At 67.5% G+C, this 19769-nt stretch carries 17 protein-coding genes; 7 read left to right on the forward strand and 10 right to left on the reverse strand.

Annotated features, from left to right (window positions below; translation table 11 throughout):
* Nucleotides 1-19: 19 nt before the first annotated feature.
* The 8 genes from hutI to ada form a co-directional block, all read right to left on the reverse strand.
* On the reverse strand, nt 20-1291 hold the full coding sequence (hutI, locus tag FA90_RS15925) for an imidazolonepropionase (protein ID WP_373994614.1): 1272 nt from the start codon (nt 1289-1291) through the stop codon (nt 20-22).
* The gene (locus tag FA90_RS15930; protein ID WP_051971851.1) at nt 1260-1925 is read right to left on the reverse strand and encodes a HutD family protein; all 666 of its coding nucleotides are present in this window, start codon (nt 1923-1925) and stop codon (nt 1260-1262) included. The genes hutI and FA90_RS15930 overlap by 32 nt, the downstream gene beginning before the upstream one ends.
* 59 nt (nt 1926-1984) lie before the next feature.
* Entirely contained in the window at nt 1985-3403 is a 1419-nt protein-coding gene (locus FA90_RS15935) for a formimidoylglutamate deiminase (protein WP_036170303.1), read from the reverse strand.
* Nucleotides 3400-4188 (reverse strand): N-formylglutamate deformylase, encoded by a 789-nt coding sequence (gene hutG, locus FA90_RS15940; RefSeq protein WP_036175992.1) that lies wholly within the window; start codon nt 4186-4188, stop codon nt 3400-3402. Before hutG ends, FA90_RS15935 begins: the two co-directional genes overlap by 4 nt.
* Before the next feature lie 46 nt (nt 4189-4234).
* On the reverse strand, nt 4235-5809 hold the full coding sequence (hutH, locus tag FA90_RS15945; protein ID WP_036170306.1) for a histidine ammonia-lyase: 1575 nt from the start codon (nt 5807-5809) through the stop codon (nt 4235-4237).
* Nucleotides 5810-5839: 30 nt separating this feature from the next.
* On the reverse strand, nt 5840-7561 hold the full coding sequence (gene hutU / locus FA90_RS15950; protein WP_036170309.1) for a urocanate hydratase: 1722 nt from the start codon (nt 7559-7561) through the stop codon (nt 5840-5842).
* 74 nt (nt 7562-7635) lie between these two features.
* Nucleotides 7636-9321, reverse strand: a complete 1686-nt coding sequence (locus tag FA90_RS15955; protein ID WP_081933883.1) for an amidohydrolase — start codon at nt 9319-9321, stop codon at nt 7636-7638.
* A gap of 67 nt (nt 9322-9388) precedes the next feature.
* Nucleotides 9389-10510 (reverse strand): bifunctional DNA-binding transcriptional regulator/O6-methylguanine-DNA methyltransferase Ada, encoded by a 1122-nt coding sequence (gene ada / locus FA90_RS15960; protein ID WP_036170311.1) that lies wholly within the window; start codon nt 10508-10510, stop codon nt 9389-9391.
* Nucleotides 10511-10653: 143 nt separating this feature from the next.
* Here ada and hutC point away from each other — a divergent pair, with 143 nt between their 5' ends.
* From hutC to FA90_RS15990, 6 genes are all read left to right on the forward strand, one after another.
* Entirely contained in the window at nt 10654-11373 is a 720-nt protein-coding gene (hutC, locus tag FA90_RS15965; protein WP_036170312.1) for a histidine utilization repressor, read from the forward strand.
* Between the two features lie 384 nt (nt 11374-11757).
* The gene (trxA, locus tag FA90_RS15970; protein WP_036170313.1) at nt 11758-12084 is read left to right on the forward strand and encodes a thioredoxin TrxA; all 327 of its coding nucleotides are present in this window, start codon (nt 11758-11760) and stop codon (nt 12082-12084) included.
* 135 nt (nt 12085-12219) lie between these two features.
* Nucleotides 12220-13482 carry a transcription termination factor Rho gene (rho, locus tag FA90_RS15975; RefSeq protein WP_036170315.1) on the forward strand — a complete coding sequence of 421 codons (1263 nt, stop codon included), beginning with the start codon at nt 12220-12222 and terminating at the stop codon, nt 13480-13482.
* 139 nt (nt 13483-13621) lie between these two features.
* Nucleotides 13622-13891: a hypothetical protein gene (locus FA90_RS15980; RefSeq protein ID WP_036170317.1), complete on the forward strand. Its 270-nt coding sequence runs from the start codon at nt 13622-13624 to the stop codon at nt 13889-13891.
* A 154-nt stretch (nt 13892-14045) separates the two neighbouring features.
* Nucleotides 14046-14315, forward strand: coding sequence for a type B 50S ribosomal protein L31 (locus FA90_RS15985; protein WP_036170319.1), 270 nt, complete (start codon nt 14046-14048; stop codon nt 14313-14315).
* A 229-nt stretch (nt 14316-14544) separates the two neighbouring features.
* The gene (locus FA90_RS15990; RefSeq protein WP_036170321.1) at nt 14545-16326 is read left to right on the forward strand and encodes a glycosyltransferase family 39 protein; all 1782 of its coding nucleotides are present in this window, start codon (nt 14545-14547) and stop codon (nt 16324-16326) included.
* Nucleotides 16327-16402: 76 nt separating this feature from the next.
* Here FA90_RS15990 and FA90_RS25100 read toward each other — a convergent pair whose 3' ends face one another.
* Nucleotides 16403-16978, reverse strand: a complete 576-nt coding sequence (locus FA90_RS25100; RefSeq protein ID WP_051971852.1) for an FxDxF family PEP-CTERM protein — start codon at nt 16976-16978, stop codon at nt 16403-16405.
* A 198-nt stretch (nt 16979-17176) separates the two neighbouring features.
* Here FA90_RS25100 and FA90_RS16000 point away from each other — a divergent pair, with 198 nt between their 5' ends.
* Nucleotides 17177-17650: a hypothetical protein gene (locus FA90_RS16000; RefSeq protein WP_036170324.1), complete on the forward strand. Its 474-nt coding sequence runs from the start codon at nt 17177-17179 to the stop codon at nt 17648-17650.
* Nucleotides 17651-17680: 30 nt separating this feature from the next.
* Here the strand turns inward: FA90_RS16000 and FA90_RS16005 are convergent, their stop codons facing one another.
* Nucleotides 17681-19648 carry an APC family permease gene (locus FA90_RS16005; RefSeq protein WP_036170326.1) on the reverse strand — a complete coding sequence of 656 codons (1968 nt, stop codon included), beginning with the start codon at nt 19646-19648 and terminating at the stop codon, nt 17681-17683.
* Between the last annotated feature and the right edge of the window lie 121 nt (nt 19649-19769).

The raw sequence follows: 19769 nt of genomic DNA on the forward strand, positions 1-19769 counted from the left end.
CCCGATCCCGCTGCCATGTTCAGCCCGGCAGCTCGACCCCGGGCGCGCGGGGCACGCCGCCGTTGACCACCAGCCGGCAGGGATTGGCGCCGATCGCATACGCCAGGTCGGCCGGCCGCGCGATGTCCCACAGCGCCAGGTCGGCGCGTTTTCCCACCTCCAGCGTGCCGATGTCGCTGCGCCCGAGCGCATGCGCCGCGTTGGCGGTGCAGCCGCGCAGCGCTTCCAGCGGCGTCATGCGCCACAGCGTGCAAGCCATGTTCATCGCCAGCAGCAGCGAGGCCATCGGCGAAGTGCCAGGATTGCAGTCGGTCGCCAGCGCCAGCGGCACGCCGGCGGCGCGCAAGGCGGCCAGCGGCGGGGTTTGCGTCTCGCGCAAAAAATAAAACGCGCCGGGCAGCAGCACCGCCACCGTGCCGGCGCGCGCCATCGCGTCGATGCCGGCCTGGCTCAGGTATTCGAGGTGGTCGGCCGACAGCCCCTGGAAACGCGCCACCAGCGCTGCGCCACCCTGATCGGACAGCTGCTCGGCGTGCAGTTTCACGCTCAAGCCCAGCGCGCGCGCGGCTTCGAACACGCGTGCGGTCTGCGCGTTGCTAAAGCCGATGCGCTCGCAAAACGCGTCGACCGCGTCGACCAGCCCCTGCCCGGCCAGGCTGGGGAGCATGCGTTCGCAGATCTCGTCGATATAGGCGTCGGCGCGGCCCGCGAATTCGGGCGGCAGCGCGTGCGCGCCCAGGAAGGTGGTGGCGACGTTCACCGGCAAGATATCGCCGACGCGGCGCGCCACGCGCAGCATCTTCGCTTCGGTATCCAGGTCGAGGCCGTAGCCGGACTTGATCTCGAGCGTGGTGACGCCTTCCCCCAGCAAGGCCTGGACGCGCGGCAGGCTCTGGCGCAGCAGCTCGTCGTCGGATGCGGCGCGGGTCGCGCGCACGGTCGCCATGATGCCGCCGCCTTCGCGCGCGATGTCTTCGTAGCTGGCGCCGTTCAGGCGCGCTTCCCACTCGTTGCTGCGGTTGCCGGCATGGACGATATGGGTGTGACAGTCGACCAGGCCGGGCGTGAGCCACATGCCCTTGCAGTCGTGCGCGCGCGCAGCCGCGCGCGCGTGGGCGGGGATGTGCGCGCGTGGACCGGCCCAGGCGATGCGGCCGTCCTTGACCGCCAGCGCGCCGTCCTCGACGATGCCATAGCCGTCGTCCGCGCCGCCGGCCATCGTTGCCAGGCGCGCGTGCGTGAACAGCAGGTCGGCGGGCTCAGTCGCGACCAGCGCGCCCGTCATGCTCATCGTCCTCGTCCCCTTCGGCGTCGTAGTCGATGTCCTCGTCTGCGAGGTCCTGCTCGTCGTCGTAGTAATGGATGTCGACCACGAAGATCGTGCCCTGGTCGGCGTCCAGCTGCCAGGTCGTGCCCGGGTCGAGCAGCACGGCGTCGTAGCGCACCAGGTTGACGCGCTTGTCGTCGCTGGCGAGCTCCAGGCTTTCGCCCTCGGCCAGGAACAGCACGGTGACGTCGGCGCGCGCCACGAACCTGGACGGGCCATCCAGGCTGCGCCGGCCGAAGCGGTGGTAGCAGCGGTCCAGGCGCGTCATCACGTTGAAGTCGGTCGTCGGGCCGCGGTTCAGCTTGGCCGTGACTTCGGATTCGCCATCGAACGCGGCCACCGGCTCGGCGCGCGAGACCAGGGCCGGCTCGCCGTCGATCTCGAGCGTCAAGCCATGCCCTTCGAGCAGGGCCAGCGTGCGCTCCACGCCCGGGAACACCGAGAACGGGCCGTCGGCCGCGATCGTGGCCAGGCTCACGCGCCAATCGAAATCCTCGAAGCCCGCGTCCGGCGGGACCACGGCGATCTCGGTCGTGCTGCCGCCGCCGTTCTTCCATGGCTTCGGCACGCGTTCTGAAAACGGAATCAACATCGTCATGGCAAGCACCTCAGGCAATCGTCGGGAAATGCGTTCGCACGCGCATTGTGCAGCAAAACTCAGGCAGCGCGTAGTGCACGCAGCGCCATTTTGTAATCCCGTGCGATTTCCTCCTGGGCGACGTGGCGGCCGTCACGCACCACCCAGGCGCCGCCGGCGAGCACGTCGCGCACCAGGTTGTCGTTGCCGCAGAACAGCAAGCGCCCGGGCACCTCGCCTGGCGCCGCACCGTCCAGGTTCGGGTGGCCGGCGTCGAGCACCAGCAGATCGGCGCGCGAGCCTGGCTGCAGGGCGCCCAGGCGGCGTCCGCTCGCCTGCGCCCCGCCCTGCAGCGCGCGCTGCCACAGCAGCGTCGCGACGTCGCGCTGCCTGTCCGTCACCGCGATGTTGCGGCGCCGGTGCAGCAGGCGCTGGCCGTATTCGAGCCAGCGCAGTTCCTCGACCGGGCTGTGCGACACATGGCTGTCGCTGCCGATGCCGAAGCGTCCACCGGCCTGCAGGAAGGCTTCCAGCGGGAACAGGCCGTCGCCCAGGTTGGCCTCGGTGGTCGGGCACAGGCCGGCGACGGCGCCGCTCGCGGCGATGCGCGCGACTTCGGACGCCGACAGATGGGTCGCGTGCACCAGGCACCAGCGCGCGTCGACCGGCATCTCGTCGAACAGGTAATCGACCGGGCGCCGTCCGGTCGCCTGCAGGCATTGGTCGACTTCCAGTTGCTGCTCGGCGATGTGGATGTGCAGCGGCCGTCCGGCCGGCAGCGCCTGCGCCAGTTCGCGCACTTGCGCCATCGACGCCGCCCGCAGCGAATGCGGCGCCGCGCCGACTTCCAGCTGCGGCCCGCGCAAGCCCTCGAGCGCCTCGACGACGCGCAGCACGAACTCGGGATCGCTGCGAAAGCGCCGCTGGGCCTCGATCAGCGGCTGCTCGTTGAAACCGGAATGGGCGTACAGCACCGGCAGCAGCGTCAGGCCGATGCCGGTCTGGCGTGCGGCTGCGGCGATGCGTTCGGCGGTGTGCGCCGGGCGCGCATATGGCGCGCCGTCGACGTCGCGCTGGATGTAGTGGAATTCGCACATCGCCGTGTAGCCGTGGCGCAGGCATTCGGCATACAGCTGGGCCGCGATCGCCTCGATCTGCGCGGGCGTGATGCGCCCGGCGAAGCGGTACATCAGCTCGCGCCAGGTCCAGAAGCTGTCCGCGCTTTTGCCAGCCGCTTTGCCCGATGCGCTACCGGCGCGCTCGGTCAGGCCAGCGAGGGCGCGCTGGAAGGCGTGCGAGTGCAGGTTGACCATGCCGGGCAGGACATACTCGGCCTGCGCGGCCTGCGCCGTCTGCGCCGTCCGTGCGGTATCGGGCGCCACCGAGGTCAGGTCGCCGTGCACATTCCACTCCAGCAGCACGTCGCGCCGCCAGCCCTGCGGCAGCAGCGCATGGTGCGCGAACAGCGCGCCCGCCCGTGCGTCCGCGGCTGCGCTCACGCGCGCACCCAGTCCAGCGCCGCGCCGAGCAACTGGCGCAGCACCGGTTCGAGGTGGGCCACGCGCTCCGGGCGATCGTCGAACGGCGGCGTCTCGTCCATGTACAGGTCCTGGCACATTTCGAGCTGGATCGCATGCACGCCGTCCTGCGGGCGGCCGTAAAAGCGCGTGATGTGGCCACCCTTGAAGCGGCCGTTGAACACGAAGGCATAACGCTTTTGCGCCTCGGCCGCGCGGATGATCGCGCCTTCGAACTGAAGCGCGCACGAGGTGCGACTGGCCGTGCCGAAATTCAGGTCGGGCAGGCGGCCCTCGAAAAAGCGCGGCACCCTGGAGGCGATCGAATGGGCATCCCACAGCACCACGCGGCCATGCAGCGCCAGCAGCCGATCGAGTTCGGCGCGCAGCCGGTCGTGGTAGGGCCGCCAGTAGCGCTGCAGGCGCCGCTCGACCTCGAAACGGTCCGGCTCGCGGCCGGCCTGGTACAGGCGCTCGCGGTTGAAGGTGTCGACCGGGCACAGGCCGGTGGTGTCCTGGCCCGGGTACAGGCTGGTGTCGTCCGGCGGCCGGTTCAGGTCGATGACATAGCGCGACCAGCGCGCGGACAGCGTCGACGCGCCGAGTGCCTCGGCGAAGGCGTACAGCTTGTCCAGGTGCCAGTCGGTATCGGCGCGCACGAACGCACAGGGCGCGAGGCTGCCTGCGACCTCGTCGGGGATGTCGGTGCCGACGTGGGGCATCGATACCAGCAGCGGCGCCGTGCCCGGCTTGAAATGGTAATCCATCGGGTAATCCATCGCGGCTCCTGTGCTTGCGCTCTCAAGAATGCACTCAGGGATGCAAAGCGGCGAACAGTTCCTTGCACGCCGCCGACAGCGCGCCTTCCATCACCATCACGCGCGCCGCTTCGATGTCGGGCGCGAAGAAGCGGTCGTGCTCGAAGGCCGGCACGCGCGCGCGCAGGAGCGCATGTACGTGCTCGAGGTGTTCGGAACTGGTGAGCGGACGGTGGAACTCGATGCCCTGCGCCGCCGCCAGCAGTTCGATCCCGACGATGACGCCGGTATTGTGCGCCATCTGGCCGAGACGGCGCGCGGCGAAAGTGGCCATGCTGACGTGGTCTTCCTGGTTGGCCGACGTCGGCAGGCTGTCGACGCTGGCCGGATGCGCCAGCGATTTGTTTTCCGAAGCCAGCGCGGCCGCCGTGACGTGGGCGATCATGAAGCCGGAATTGACGCCCGGCTCGCGCACCAGGAACGGCGGCAGCCCGGACAGCGTGGCGTCGATCAGCAGCGCGATGCGGCGCTCGGCCAGCGCGCCGATCTCGGCGATGGCCAGCGCCAGCGTGTCGGCGGCGAAGGCGACCGGCTCCGCATGGAAGTTACCGCCCGAGACGACCACGCCGCCGCCCGGCGCATCGGCGTCGGGGAACACCAGCGGGTTGTCGGTCACGGCGTTCGACTCGATCAGCAGCGTGCGGCCGGCCTGGGCGATGAGGTCCATGACGGCGCCCATCACCTGCGGCTGGCAGCGCAGGCTGTACGGGTCCTGCACGCGCTCGTCGCCGACCAGGTGCGAGGCGCGGATCGCACTGCCCGCCACCAGCTCGCGATAAATCCTCGCGGCGGCGATCTGGCCGGGCTGGCCGCGCACCTCGTGCACGCGCGGATCGAACGGAGCGTCGCTGCCGCGCGCGGCGTCCAGCGACAGCGCGCCGGACACCATGCCGGCTTCCAGCAGGCGTTCGGCCAGGAACAGGCCGTGCAGCGCCAGCGCGGTCGACACCTGGGTGCCGTTGATCAGCGCCAGGCCTTCTTTCGCGGCCAGCGTCACCGGTTCGATGCCGGCGGCGTCCAGTGCGGCGTTGGCGTCCATCAGCGCGCCGCGCATGCGCACCGGGCCCACGCCCAGCATCGCCAGCGTCATGTGGGCCAGCGGCGCCAGGTCGCCGGAAGCGCCGACCGAACCCTGCGCGGGGATGGCCGGCATGATGCCGGCGTTGTACAGGGCGATGAGGGTGTCGACGATCAGCGGGCGCACGCCGGAATAGCCGCGCGCCAGGCTGCCGATCTTGGTCAGCAGGATCAGGCGCACCACGTTGTCGGGCAACAGCTCGCCGGTGCCGACCGCATGCGACAGGATCAGGTTCTGCTGCAGCTGCTCGAGCTGGGCCGGCGCGATGTGGCGCTTGGCCAGCAGGCCGAAGCCGGTGTTGATGCCGTAGGCCGGATCGCCCTTGGCGACGATCGCCTGCACGGTGGCGGCCGAAGCTTCGATGGCGGCGTAGGCGGCAGGCGCGAGCGCCAGCGTGCCGGCCGAGCTCCAGGCGGCGCGCAGCTCGGGCAGCGTGAGCTGGCCGGGTTGCAGGGTCAGGTGGTGCGAATCTTGATGAATGAGTTGATGCATGAGTTGAGTCATAAATCGTGGTGTCTTGTGTTACTTGATCATTGGGAGCGTCAGGCCGAAACGCTTCGCGGCTTCGATCGCGAGTTCGTAGCCGGCGTCGGCGTGGCGCATCACGCCGGAGGCGCAATCGTTGACCAGCACGCGCGCCAGGCGCTTGCCGGCCGCTTCGCTGCCATCGGCCACGATGACGACGCCGGCATGCTGCGAATAGCCCATGCCGACCCCGCCGCCGTGGTGCAGCGAGACCCAGCTGGCGCCGCCGGCGGTATTGAGCATGGCGTTCAGCAGCGGCCAGTCCGACACGGCGTCGGTGCCGTCGCGCATGGCCTCGGTCTCGCGGTTCGGGCTGGCGACCGAGCCGGTGTCGAGGTGGTCGCGGCCGATCACGACCGGCGCTTTCAGTTCGCCCGTGCGCACCATCTCGTTGAACGCCAGGCCGGCCAGGTGGCGCTCGCCCAGACCCAGCCAGCAGATGCGCGCCGGCAGGCCCTGGAAGGCGATGCGCTCGCGCGCCATGTCGAGCCAGCGGTGCACGCGCGCGTGCTGCGGAAACAGTTCCTTGATCTTCGCATCCGTCTTGACGATGTCTTCCGGGTCGCCCGACAGGGCCACCCAGCGGAACGGGCCGCGGCCTTCGCAGAACTGCGGCCGGATGTAGGCCGGCACGAAGCCGGGGAATGCAAAAGCGTCCGTCACGCCGGCGTCGAAAGCGACCTGGCGGATGTTGTTACCGTAGTCGACCGCCTGGGCGCCCAGCGCCTTGAAGTCGAGGATCGCGCGCACGTGCGCGGCGCAGGACTCGGCCGCCGCCTGCTTCAGTTCGGCGTGGCGCGCCGGGTCGCGCTGCGCGTCCTGCCATCGTTCGATGCTCCAGCCGCGCGGCAGGTAGCCGTGGATCAGGTCGTGGGCCGAAGTCTGGTCGGTGACCAGGTCCGGCACCAGTCCCCCTTCCCTCGCGCGCCGCACCAGCTCGGGCAGCACCTCGGCGGCGTTGCCGAGCAGGCCGATCGAGACCGCTTCCTTGCCGGCCTTGTGCGCGCGGACCAGCGCCAGCGCCTCGTCGATGCTGGCCGCCTGCTTGTCGAGGTAGCGCGTGCGCAGGCGGAAATCGATGCTGCTCTGCCGGCATTCCACGCTCAAGGAAACCGCGCCGGCAAAGGTGGCGGCCAGCGGCTGGGCGCCGCCCATGCCGCCCAGGCCGGCGGTCAGGATCCAGCGTCCGCGCATCGTCCCACCGAGGTCGCCGCCGAAATGCTGGCGCCCGGCTTCGGCAAAGGTTTCGTAGGTGCCCTGCACGATGCCCTGGGTGCCGATGTAGATCCAGCTGCCGGCCGTCATCTGGCCGTACATGAACAGGCCCTTGCGATCGAGCTCGTTGAAATGCTCCCAGGTCGCCCACTTCGGCACCAGGTTCGAGTTGGCCAGCAGCACGCGCGGCGCATCCGGGTGCGTTTGAAACACGCCGACCGGCTTGCCGGACTGGATCAGCAGGGTCTGGTCGTCTTCCAGCTCGCGCAAGGACGCCAGGATCTGGTCGAAGCAGGCCCAGTCGCGCGCCGCGCGGCCGATGCCGCCGTAGACGACCAGGCACTGCGGGTTTTCCGCGACCTCGGCGTCGAGGTTGTTCTGCAGCATGCGGTACGCGGCCTCGGTCAGCCAGCTCTTGCAATGCAGCCGGCTGCCGCGCGGGGCGCGGATGTGGCGCGTAGGGTCGAAGCGAGGATCGAAGCGGGGGTCGACGACAGTGGTCATGGCAGCCTCCTTGGCATGCCAATCAGACTAGCTTGTCTATACAACAGCGTCAACCCCGCCGGCGGGATGGGTCCTTACTTTTTCTGGTAGACCGGGCGCCCGGCGACCCAGGTCTGCAGCACGCCGATCTTGTAGATGTCGTACGGCGAAATCTTGAACATGTCGCGGTCGACCACGATGAAGTCGGCGTACTTGCCGACCTCCAGCGAGCCCAGCGTCTTTTCCTGGTGGCCGGCATAGGCGGCGTCCAGCGTAAAGCAGCGGAACGCTTCCTTCAGCGACATCTCCTGCTCCGGATACCAGCCGGCGATCGGGTTGCCGCCGGCGTCCTGGCGCGTGACCGCGGCGTGGATGCCGAAGAAGGGATTCGGCGCCTCGACCGGGAAGTCGGAACCGCAGGCGATGCGCGAGCCCTGCTGCAGGAAGGTGCGCCAGGCGTAGGCGCCCTTGATGCGTTCGTGGCCGACGCGGGTCTCGGCCATGTTCTTGTCCGAGGTCGCGTGGGTCGGCTGCATCGACGGGATGATGCCGATGGTCTTGAAGCGCGGGATGTCTTCCAGGGTCACGATCTGCGCGTGCTCGATGCGGTTGCGGTTCGCCTCGGTGTGGTAGACCGGGATGTTCCTGGCGAAGGCGTCCAGGATCTGGCGGTTGCTGGCGTCGCCGATCGCGTGGATGTTGACCTGGTAGCCCTTCTGCATCGCCTTGGCGATCATGAAGTTGACTTCCTCGTCCGAGTGGAACAGCAGGCCGTGCGAATGCGGATCGTCGCTGTAGGGCGCCAGCAGCGCGGCGCCGCGGCTGCCCAGCGCGCCGTCGGCGTACAGTTTTACCGCGCGCAGCGCGTACATGTCGTGGCCGTAGCTGTCCAGCGGGCCGTTCTTGGCCAGCTGGTCGAAGTCGGTGCCGGTGCCGCCGATCATCGCGTAGATGCGCGTGGTCAGCTTGCCGTGGTCGGCGTAGTCGCGGTACAGGCGGTCCTCGTTGACGGTGATGCCGGCGTCGTGCGCGCTGGTCAGGCCGACGCTGGCCATCTTCGCCAGCGAGCGATCCAGCATGGTGCGCGCTTCCGCCTCGGTCGGCTGCGGCAGCACCTTTTCCATCAGGCCTTTGGCGGCGTCGACCAGCACGCCGGTGGCGTGGCCGTCGGCGTCGCGCACGATCCGGCCGCCGGCCGGGTCCGGGGTCTGGTCGGTGATGCCGGCCAGCGCCAGCGCGCGGCTGTTGGCCCAGCCGGCATGGTCGTCGACGCGCCCGAACCAGGCCGGGCGGTCCGACACCGCGCTGTCGAGTTCCTTGGCGGTCGGGAAGCGCCCCAGCTTCCAGACTTCCTGGTTCCAGCCGCGCCCGCGCACCCACGCGTTGCCCGCGTTCGCGCGCGCGTAGGTTTTGATGTCCTGCAGGGCCTGCGCCAGCGTGGTGGTGCCGGACAGGTCGAGCTGGGTCAGCATCTGGCCAAGGCCGAAGATGTGGCCGTGCGCGTCGATCAGGCCGGGCAGCACGGTGCGCCCGCCCATGTCGACGTGGCGCGCCCTGGGCGCCTTGGCGGCGACGTCCTTGGCCGCGCCGACCGCCAGGATCTTGCCGTTGTCGTCGAACGCCAGCGACGCGAACTGGACCACGTCGCCTTTGGCGTCGAGCGTGTAGCCGTTGGCGTTGTCGATAATGGTATCGATGCGGGTATCCGCGTGGGCGGTGGACAGGACGCCACAGGCGGCCAGGGTGAGCAGGGAACTGAGCAAGGAAGGCTGCAGGCGCATCGGGATGGTTCTCCGTTCTGTTCTGATGAGCTGAAAGAAACAGAGTGTATAGAAATCCCGGCAATGGTCAATCGCCGCCTTCCCCAGCGCCGGCCGCCTGTTCGGCTTCCCTGGCAAGCAGCGTGCGCTTGCGCTCGACGCCCCAGCGGTAGCCGGAGATGGCGCCGTCGTTGCGCACCACGCGGTGGCACGGGATCGCCACCGCGACCGGATTGGCCGCGCAAGCCCCGGCCACCGCGCGCGCGCCCTGCGGCATCCCCAGGCGCGCAGCCAGTTCCGCATAGCCGACCGTCTGCCCGGCCGGTATCCGGCGCAGCGCCTGCCAGACGCGCTGCTGGAAGGCGGTGCCGCGCACGTCCAGCGGCAAATCCAGGCCGAGACGCGGCGCTTCCACGAAACCGGCCACCAGCGCGACGCTGCGCTCGAAGCCGGGTTCGGCGCCGAGCAGCTCGGCCTTCGGGAAGCGGTCCTGCAAATCGCGCACCAGCGCGTCCGGATCGTCGCCGAGCAGGATGCAGCAGATGCCCTTGCCAGTGGCCGCCACCAGCAGCGCGCCCAATGAACACTGCGCCACCGCGAAGCGGATCGTCTCGCCTTCTCCGCCTGCGCGCCAGCGGCGCGGCGCCATCCCGAGCAGGCCTGGCGACGCCGCGTAAAAGCGGCCGCTGGAATGGAAGCCGGCGTCGTAGGCGGCCGCGGTGACGCTGGCCGCATCCTTCAGCGCCTGCGGCAGGCGCGCGGCGCGGCGCGCATCAAAGTAGGCCTTGGGCGTGATCCCGGTCTGCGCCTTGAATACACGGTGGAAGTAAAAGCGGCTCATGCCGCAGGCTTCGGCCAGGGCGGCCAGGCCGGGGACCGGATCGGCGGCGTCGATGGCCGCGTCGATCAGGCGGCAGGCCTGCGCCACCGCCTTGGCGTGGCGCTCGGCCAGCGGCGCTTCGAGCGGGCGGCAGCGCAGGCAGGCACGGAAACCGGCCGCCTCGGCATCCTGGCAGCTGGCGTGGAAGGCGACGTTGGCGCGGCGCGGCGTGCGCGACGGGCACGAGGGCCGGCAGTAAACACCGGTGCTGCGCACCGAATACCAGAAGCGGCCGTCGGCGCCGGATGCGCGTGCGCGCACCGCGTCCCAGCGCGCTTCGTCGCTGTCATAAGCGTGGTCGTGCGGGTTGGTGTCGATGCTGGCGTCCATGCGGGTCTCCCGGTAAGTCGATGGCGTCATCCTAAGCTGCGTGGGGCGCGTTCGCACTTCGCCGCTTGCTTTCGAATTTTCGCATTGCCGATGCTAGAATGCGATATTCGACATGATGTCTTTCCCGATTTCGGAGAAGTGGTTTGGACCAGTATCCCCCGCACGACAGCACGCCCATCTTCCAGCGCATCAAGGATTACCTGCTCGGCGAAATCGCCGCCGGCCACTGGAAGGAAGGCGACCTGGTGCCGTCCGAACAGGCGCTGGTGCGCCAGTTCGGCGTATCGCGCATGACCGTCAACCGCGCGGTACGCGAGCTGACCGCGGAACAGGTGCTGGTGCGGCGCCAGGGCTCGGGCACCTTCGTCGCGCCGCAGAAATACCAGGCTACGCTGGTCGAGATCCGCAACATCGCCGACGAGGTCCGCGCGCGCGGGCACGTGCACGCGAGCCGTCCGCGCCTGCTGGAACGCGGCCAGGCCGGCGAAGCGCTGGCGCGCCAGTTCGAGCTCGCCGCCGGCGCCCCGCTGTTCCATTCGGTGATTGTGCACGAGGAAAACGGACAGCCGATCCAGGTCGAGGACCGCTGGGTCAACCCGGCCTGCGCCCCGGCCTACCTGGAGCAGGATTTCACGCGCATCACGCCCAACGAGCACCTGACGGCGGCCGCGCCGCTGCAGGGCGCGACCTACAGCATCGAAGCGCTGCCGGCGCCGCGCGAGGTCGCGGAGATGCTCGGCATCGGCATCGGCGTGCCCTGCCTGGTGCTCAAGCGCCGCACCACGTCGAACGGCCGGGTCGCTTCGGTGGTGACGATGTGGCATCCGGGCCAGCTGTACAAGTTCACCGGCAGCGTCGGCTGAGTTGCAAAAGCGCCGCAGGTGGGCCGATGTCGGATGCACCACGGCGCAAAATAAACCCGCTTCGGCATATTGACGCGGGCCCGACATCCGCGATAATGAGAGCAGGTCAAGCAGCGCCGATCCTGCGCCACCAGGGCGCGCAACAACGTGTTAGGATTTTGTACAAAGCCCGCGAACACGTTTCAGGAAAATCGGTTATTATTTCAGCCAATCCCCGCCTGACGTCCTCTTGCAGCTCTTCCAACGATTGAATATTGCACGCGCTGACACCACCTCCGCTGTGCAGCAGTCTGACAAGCATGGGAACCAGACCGCCGAGCGAAACCGGCCGAAGGCCCTTGAAGCCATCGGGCGTTAATTGACCACCCTCACATTGAGGAAAAAATGAGCGAAAATATCAAATACATCAGCGATGCATCCTTTGACACCGACGTGCTCAAGTCCGAGCGCCCGGTCCTGGTCGATTTCTGGGCCGAGTGGTGCGGTCCGTGCAAGATGATTGCCCCGATCCTGGAAGAAGTCGCCAAGGAATACGACGGCAAGCTGACGATCGCCAAGCTGGACGTCGATGCGAACCAGGCCGTGCCGGCCAAGTTCGGCATCCGCGGCATCCCGACCCTGATTCTGTTCAAGAACGGTGTCGCGGCTGCGCAAAAAGTCGGCGCGATGGCCAAGGGCCAGCTGACCGCTTTCATCGACAGCAACATCTGATACCATAAGCGGCGGCAGCGCGCCCGCCCTGCCGCCTTTTCTGATCGGGAAGCCATCGACTCCGGTGCCTCCTCATTATTAACCCACGCAGTCCCCTCCCCTACCTTTACTTTCCCGTCACGGGACACCCGACACATGCACTTATCTGAACTGAAGGCAATGCACGTCTCCGCCCTTCTGGAGATGGCGATCAGCCTCGATATCGACAACGCAGCCCGCCTGCGCAAACAAGAACTGATGTTCGCGATCCTCAAGAAGCGCGCGAAACAAGGCGAACAGATTTTCGGCGACGGCGCGCTCGAGGTATTGCCGGACGGCTTCGGTTTCCTGCGCTCGCCGGATGCCAGCTACATGGCGTCGACCGACGACATCTACATCTCGCCGTCGCAGATCCGCCGGTTCAACCTGCATACGGGTGACTCGATCGAAGGCGAAGTGCGTACGCCCAAGGATGGCGAACGCTATTTCGCGCTGGTAAAGGTGGACAAGGTCAACGGCGAATCGCCGGAAGCCTCGAAGCACCGCATCCTGTTCGAAAACCTGACGCCGCTGCACCCGAACGTGCCGCTGCGCCTGGAGCGCGACATGAACGGCGCGGAAAACATCACCGGCCGCATCGTCGACCTGATCTCGCCGATCGGCAAGGGCCAGCGCGGCCTGCTGGTGGCGTCGCCGAAATCCGGCAAGTCGGTCATGCTGCAGCACATCGCGCATGCGATCACCGCCAACCACCCGGACGTCACCCTGATCGTGCTGCTGATCGACGAACGCCCCGAGGAAGTGACCGAGATGCAGCGCTCGGTGCGCGGCGAAGTGGTCGCCTCGACCTTCGACGAGCCGGCCACCCGCCACGTGCAGGTCGCCGAGATGGTGCTGGAAAAGGCCAAGCGCCTGGTCGAGATGAAGAAGGACGTCGTGATCCTGCTCGACTCGATCACCCGCCTGGCGCGCGCCTACAACACCGTGATCCCGGCCTCGGGCAAGGTGCTGACCGGCGGTGTCGACGCCAACGCGCTGCAGCGTCCGAAGCGTTTCTTCGGCGCCGCCCGTAACATCGAGGAAGGCGGCTCGCTGACCATCGTCGCGACCGCGCTGATCGAGACCGGCTCGCGCATGGACGACGTGATCTACGAGGAATTCAAGGGCACCGGCAACATGGAAGTGCACCTCGAGCGCCGCCTGGCCGAGAAGCGCGTCTACCCGGCGATCAACCTGAACAAGTCGGGCACCCGCCGCGAGGAACTGCTGATCAAGCCGGACCAGCTGCAGAAGATCTGGATCCTGCGCAAGCTGCTGTACTCGATGGACGAGATCGAGGCGATGGAGTTCATCCTCGACAAGATGCGCGCGACCAAGACCAACATCGAGTTCTTCGACTTGATGCGTCGCGGCGGCTGATCCCGGCCGTGGTATGACGGGATCCCAGGAAAAGGCGAGGCGACTCGCCTTTTCTGTTTTATGCGCCACGATTTATTTAGGTCAAACGCCGTACGCTTCCAGCATGGAGAATCGGCCTGAACCCATCAAGGAGCGCACCATGCATACCGAAGAACTACAAGACCTGCCTGCCCAGCGCACCAAGGATTTGTTGCTCGACCGCCGCCTGACCGTCCTCGAAACCCGCTTCGATACGACTGTGACCATGCTGCCCAACAAAGCCGACCTGTCCGAACTGAAAGCCGAACTGAAGGCCGACATCCACGGCGAAGCCGCGCAACTGACCAAGTGGATGGCCGCCACCGTCATCACGATGGTCATCGGCTTCGGCGGCATGATCCTCACGCTCGCGCGCGCGCACGGCGCCTGAGGCCGGCGTGTCGCGCAACACCGGTTGCCTCGAGGTCGCGCCTGGCTTATAATCTCCGGTTACGTACCCAACCCTGGCAAGTGATCGGCAATCGGGTCAAGAAGCAGCAGGACCGACGAAGTGCCGCTTGGCTACCAAACCTAACCGAGGCAACATGAAAACTGATACCCATCCGGATTACCGCGAAGTCGTTTTCCACGACCTGTCGTGCGATTTCAAATTCATCACCCGTTCGACCATCAATACCCGCGAAACCATCGATTTCGAAGGTAAGCAATACCCGTTGGTCAAGATCGAGGTGTCGGCTGAATCGCACCCGTTCTTCACCGGTAAGCACAAGATCGTCGACACCGCTGGCCGCGTCGAGAAATTCCGCCAGAAGTTCGGTTCGGTCGGCTCGAAGACCAGCGTCGCCAACGGCTAAGCGCGTTCAACAAAGTCTCAGGGCAAGGCGCATCGTCGAAGACAGTACGCTAGTACGGCGAGACGACGCAACGCAGCCATGGGACTTTGTCGGGCGGGCTAAGCCCCGCTCGGGCGCATACCCGGGGAGCCCCAGAGGCTTCCAAGAAGGAAGCCCTGGGGCTTCCTTTTTTTTTGCCGCTATACTAGCGCGACATTAATTCCCCGCATCATCCAATGCAGTTTTATCGATGAAACCAGTCCGTCTTCCCGCCGCCGCCACCCTCGCGCTGCCACGCTGGGCGCTGTTTGCGCTCGGCATGCTGTATATCCTGCCTGGCCTGATCGGGCGCGATCCGTGGAAGGACGATGCCGGCAGCTTCGGCATCATGTGGACGATGGCCCATGGGCACTGGCAAGACTGGCTGCTGCCGAATATCGCCGGCCTGCCCGCGCCCGACGAAGGCCCGCTGGCCTTCTGGCTGGGCGCGCTGTGCATCAAGCTGTTCGGCTGGCTGGTCGGCGACGTGCTGGCGGCGCGTGTGTCGACCATCGGCCTGTTCGTGCTCGGCACCGTGTCGCTGTGGAGCACCGCCTTCCGCCTGGGCCGCCGTTCCGAAGCCCAGCCGCTGCGCCTCGCCTTCGGCGGCCAGCCCGAACCCGACGACTACGGCCGCACCCTGGCCGACACCGCCGTCCTGATCTACCTCGGCTGCCTCGGCCTGCTGCTGCAGAGCCACGAGACGCTCGCCGTGACGCTGCAGGGCGCGCTGCTGTCCTGGTTCCTCTACCGTTCGGTTCGCTATATCGAAGGGCCGTCCGTGCGCAACGCGATCCGCGCCGGTGCCGCCCTGGGTGCGTTGACCCTGACGCGCGGCTATGCGCCGCCGCTGGTGCTGCTGGCCGCCCTGTTCCTGTGCACCCGCTCGCTCAAGATGCCGGCCGCGCCAACCCTGCGCCACCTGGCCCAGGCCGCCGGCACGGCCGTGCTGGTGACGCTGGTCTGGCTGCTGCCGGCCAGCCTGCTGCATCCCTACGGCCAGACCCCGATTCCCGACTGGCTGGACTGGAACGCCAGCCAGCTGAGCGTGCCGAGCTGGTCCTCGCTCAAGGCCTTTTTCCGCAACGGCGTCTGGTACTTCTGGCCGGCCTGGCCGTTCGCCGCCTGGGCCGCCTGGGCCTGGCGCCGCCAGCACGGGATGATGCACATCATCCTGCCGACCTGGTTCGTGGGCGCCCTGGCGGTGCTGATCCTGTTCGACCCGGTGCCGGAAAACGGCGACCTGCTCAAGCTGTTGCCGCCGATGGCGCTGATGGCCGCCTTCGGCTTGCCGACCATGAAGCGCGGCGCGATCAATGCGATCGACTGGTTCTCGGTCATGGTGCTGACGCTGCTGGGCGTGATCGTCTGGCTGTTCTGGATTGCCAAGCTGACCGGCTGGCCGGCCCAGCTGGCCAAGAACGCGCTCAAGCTGGTGCCGGGGTTCAAGCCGGAATTCGGCATCGTCGCTTTCCTGGTGGCGGCCGCGACCACGGTCGGCTGGATCGTGCTCGTGCACTGGCGCCTGTCGCGCCAGCGTACCGTGCTGTGGCGCGCCGTGGTGCTGTCCTCGGGCGGCCTGATCCTGCTGTGGGTGCTGCTGATGACGCTGTTCCTGCCGGACCTGAACTACAGCAAGAGCTACGCCAGCGTAGCGCGCCAGATCGCCTCGCGCCTGCCGGCCGACGCCGGTTGCATCGCCAGCAACGTCGGCCCGGCCCAGCGCGCTTCGTTTGCTTACTTCGGCCACCTGCCCTTCGCCGGCGTCGAGGAAAGCGAATGCAATTACCTGCTGCTGCAGGACGGCGCCACGCCCAGCGGCGCGAGCCTGCAGTCGCGCGGCCAGGAGCGCAACGTGACCCAGTACGGCGACGGCGCCATGGGCGGCCGCCAGGTGGCCACGTTCAACCCGCGCGACTGGACCCTGCTGTGGGAAGGACGCCGCCCGTCCGACCGCGACGAGCGCTTCCGCCTGCTGCGGCGCACGCGCTGACCCGGCGTCGGCGCCACGACAAGCCAGCCCGGCCGCAAGCCGCGCTGGCTTTTTTCATGCCGCCAAGTGCGCTCCCTCAGCGCCTGCGGCGCCAGGCCAGTGCGCCGAGCATGCCCAGGCCGGCCGCCAGCATATGCCAGGCCTGCGCTTCCGGCACCGCCGCGACCGCCAGGTCGGCGCCGAACACGCCCCCAGCCGTCCCGCTCACCCGGCCGTCGATCCTGACCGCATAACTACCGGCAGGCAAGCCGAACGCCGACAGCGACCAGGCATCGGTCGGATGCTGGCCGATGCCGGTCTGGTCGATGCCGGAGATCGCGTTGCCGAGGATGGCCGAGCTGGCCGGATCGTAGCGATACAGGTTCAGGCCGACGACGTCCAGGTCCTTGGTTTGCGGGCTGTCGAGGTAGAGCGACGTCAGGGAGGCGGCCGCGTCGAACGGCGTCGGCACGCTGAAGGTGAACACGTCGGCGAAATCGCGGCTGGCCGTGGAAGCCGCGAAGGCATCGCCGAAATACGCGTTGAAGCCGCCGACGCCATCGCTCGTGGTCGTGAGCGCGGCGCTGCGTTCCAGGGTTTGCGCGCCGCTGCTCGGGACTGCCATGAGCGCGCCCGCCGTCATGGCGGCCAGTACGAAAGAGTTGGGTTTCATGAGGATCGGTGTGATCGATGATCGGATGTGATATCGACCCGATCGAACGGCTGAAGTTCGCTTCGATCACCCGGCCTTGGAGGATGCTCAAAGTCGCGCGCGACGATGACGAATTTGAGGCGTCTCAATTCTGGCCAAGGCTGCTTCAGCACAATGGGGTGTGCGGCGCGTTCCGGATGCCGTTCAGAAGGAGCCTCCATGAAAAGCGTAACGTTTTCCGACATCGAACCTGTCCAGGCCCGTGCCCACCGCCTGCCGCGGCGCGGCCTGATGCGCCGCCTGGCCACGCTGGCGCTGCTGCTGGCAATCGGGCTGCCGGCGCTGATGATCGCCTTTCACCTGCTCGACCCGACCGCGCCGCTGGGCTACATCGTGGTGCCGGTGCTGCTCGGCGGGCTGCTGCCGATCACGCAGGTGCTGCCGGGGCGCTTCGAAGTCAAGACCCGCTTCGACGCCTGCCACATGGTGGTCACGCTGGACGAAACGCTCGGCCGGCTCGGCTACCAGCAGGCCGAGCGCGGGCCCGGCTCGGTGCGCTACCGCGCGCGCGGCGGGCGCTGGCCGAGCTGGCTGCACAAGGAAATCGACGTGACCGTCAAGCCGCACGCCCTCGAAGTCGTCGGCCCGATGCCGGCCCTGCGGGCCTTGCGCCTGCAGATGCAAGCCCACTGAAGCAGCCCGCCCCAGCCGGCAGCCTGCCGGCTATACCTTCATCGGCAGGATCACCATCTGCAAGCCTTCGAGATGCAGGCGGCGCTGCACCGTCAGGGCCGCCTGGTTGTGCAGCAGCCGGGTGAACCAGTTGTCCGAGGTAAAGATCAGCTTGCTGGTAAAAAAGATCGAATTCGGATACGTGTGGCTGATCTGCTCGCACATGCGGGTCACCTCCTCCACCGCATCGGTGCCGAAGCCGATGTAGGAGGCCGACGCCATGCCGTGGCTCTGGCAAAAGTCAACGAAATACTCGAGGGTGCGTGCGGCATCTTCGCGCATCTGCTCGAGCGCGCCTTCGCCGCCGTAGGCGTGCGCATCGACCGTGCGCGCGTTGACGAACAAGAAATTCTTGAAGTGGCCGGGGAACATGCGCAGCACCCACAGCAGCGCATGCAGGCCGCCGCCGCGCGAGTTGCCGACGATGAACACCGCGGTCTGCGCCTGGGGATCGGGTTCGACCGGTTCGGTCACCGGGCCGAAAGGCTGGCTTTCGAACACCTGGTCGACCGAGCGGATAGCGCGCTTGGTTTCGCGATAATGGTTGCGGATGAAGATGCACAGGCCGGCGATCGCCGCAATGATCAGCACAGTCGCCCAGCCGCCCTGGGTAAAGCGCTCGAACAGCAGCACCACCAGGATGCCGGCGCAGATCACGAAGCCGACCGCGGACAGCAGGAAGCGGCGCACCCAATGGACGCTCTCGGTGTCCTTGCGGTGGCGCCACCAGTACAGGCACAGGCCGAACAGCGAGATCGCAAAGGTCAGGAACACCGAAATCGAATACAGCACCACCAGCAGCGTGACCTGGCCGCGCGTCCAGAACAGGATCGCCAGCGCCGCGATGCCCATCACCAGGATGCCGTTCTGCGTTACCAGGCGCGTCGACAGGTAGCGGAACTGGTGCGGCACCCAGGAATCGGAGGCCATGTTCGACAGCACCGACGGGCCGCCCAGGAAGCCGGTGTTAGCGGCCACGAACAGCAGTCCCGCCTCGAAGGCCAGCACGACCGCCAGCAGCACCTGGTTGAGCATCTCGCTGCCCAGGCCCATGTGGGCGATGATGCGCCGAAAGGCGGTCGCGTTGAGGGTTTCGCCATCGGTCGGGTGCGCGTCCCACAGCAGGTACAGCAGGATGATGCCGCCGGCCGTGATCGCCAGCGACAGCGCCATGTAGAACATCGTCATCTTGCCGGTGCGCACGCGCGGCTCGGCCAGCAGGTTGACGTTGTTCGAGACGGCTTCCAGGCCGGTGTAGGTGCCGCCGCCTTGCGAGTAGGCCAGCAGCAGCATGCCGGCCACGCCGGTCCAGCCGATGCTCCCGGCCAGCGCGCTGGTTTCGGCGACGGTGTTGGGGATGACCTGCGGCAGGTTCGAGGCATGCGCGACGATGCCGTAGACGATCAGCACCAGGTGGGTTGCCACGAAGCCGAGGAAGATCGGCAGCAGGATCTGGATCGCCTCCTTGAGCCCGCGCAGGTTCATCACGATCAGCAAGGCGATGAACACGGCTTCGGCCCATAACTTATAGGGCTGGAAGCCGAGCGGCAGGAAGGACGCCAGCGCGTCGACGCCGGAGGCGATCGAGATCGCGATCGTCAACACATAGTCGAGGATCAGCGCCGCGCCCGACACCAGGCCAAGATACGGCCCGACCAGCTGGGTGGCGACGCGGTAGCCCCCGCCCCCGGTCGGAAACAGCTCGATCACCTGGTTGTAGGCGAGCGCGATGATGAACACCGTCACGGCGGTGGCGATCGCCATGTACAGGCCGAGGTGGGTGTGGGCGCCCAGCGCGCGGAAGGTTTCCTCGGGGCCGTATGACGACGACGACAGGCCGTCGGCGCCGAGCCCGACCCAGGCCAGGAAGGCGACCAGCGCCATCGAATGGCGGGTTTCGCTCTTCATCGGGTCGAGCGGCTTGCCGAGGATGATCTCGCGGATTTTATTGTTTTTCATTATGGACGCTGCGTCTCCGGCGGCGGTGATGGCGCAAATACGCGAGATCATACGCCGGAACGACAGGACCGCCCACTCGAGTCCGCCTAACACTGGTCATTTCGGCAGCGCATGTGCTAAG

The sequence above is a fragment of the Massilia sp. 9096 genome (assembly GCF_000745265.1).
GTDB lineage: Bacteria > Pseudomonadota > Gammaproteobacteria > Burkholderiales > Burkholderiaceae_D > Telluria.

Excerpts from the sequence above, each read along its gene's own strand:
- hutG (WP_036175992.1), bottom strand. The coding sequence starts at position 4,188 with ATGGATTACCATTTCAAGCCGGGCACGGCGCCGCTGCTGGTATCGATG.
- FA90_RS15955 (WP_081933883.1), bottom strand. The coding sequence starts at position 9,321 with ATGCGCCTGCAGCCTTCCTTGCTCAGTTCCCTGCTCACCCTGGCCGCC.
- FA90_RS25100 (WP_051971852.1), bottom strand. The coding sequence starts at position 16,978 with ATGAAACCCAACTCTTTCGTACTGGCCGCCATGACGGCGGGCGCGCTC.
- FA90_RS15980 (WP_036170317.1), top strand. The coding sequence starts at position 13,622 with ATGCATACCGAAGAACTACAAGACCTGCCTGCCCAGCGCACCAAGGAT.
- hutH (WP_036170306.1), bottom strand. The coding sequence starts at position 5,809 with ATGCATCAACTCATTCATCAAGATTCGCACCACCTGACCCTGCAACCC.
- hutI (WP_373994614.1), bottom strand. The coding sequence starts at position 1,291 with ATGAGCATGACGGGCGCGCTGGTCGCGACTGAGCCCGCCGACCTGCTG.
- rho (WP_036170315.1), top strand. The coding sequence starts at position 12,220 with ATGCACTTATCTGAACTGAAGGCAATGCACGTCTCCGCCCTTCTGGAG.
- ada (WP_036170311.1), bottom strand. The coding sequence starts at position 10,510 with ATGGACGCCAGCATCGACACCAACCCGCACGACCACGCTTATGACAGC.
- trxA (WP_036170313.1), top strand. The coding sequence starts at position 11,758 with ATGAGCGAAAATATCAAATACATCAGCGATGCATCCTTTGACACCGAC.
- FA90_RS15930 (WP_051971851.1), bottom strand. The coding sequence starts at position 1,925 with ATGACGATGTTGATTCCGTTTTCAGAACGCGTGCCGAAGCCATGGAAG.
- FA90_RS16000 (WP_036170324.1), top strand. The coding sequence starts at position 17,177 with ATGAAAAGCGTAACGTTTTCCGACATCGAACCTGTCCAGGCCCGTGCC.
- FA90_RS16005 (WP_036170326.1), bottom strand. The coding sequence starts at position 19,648 with ATGAAAAACAATAAAATCCGCGAGATCATCCTCGGCAAGCCGCTCGAC.
- hutU (WP_036170309.1), bottom strand. The coding sequence starts at position 7,561 with ATGACCACTGTCGTCGACCCCCGCTTCGATCCTCGCTTCGACCCTACG.
- FA90_RS15985 (WP_036170319.1), top strand. The coding sequence starts at position 14,046 with ATGAAAACTGATACCCATCCGGATTACCGCGAAGTCGTTTTCCACGAC.
- FA90_RS15990 (WP_036170321.1), top strand. The coding sequence starts at position 14,545 with ATGAAACCAGTCCGTCTTCCCGCCGCCGCCACCCTCGCGCTGCCACGC.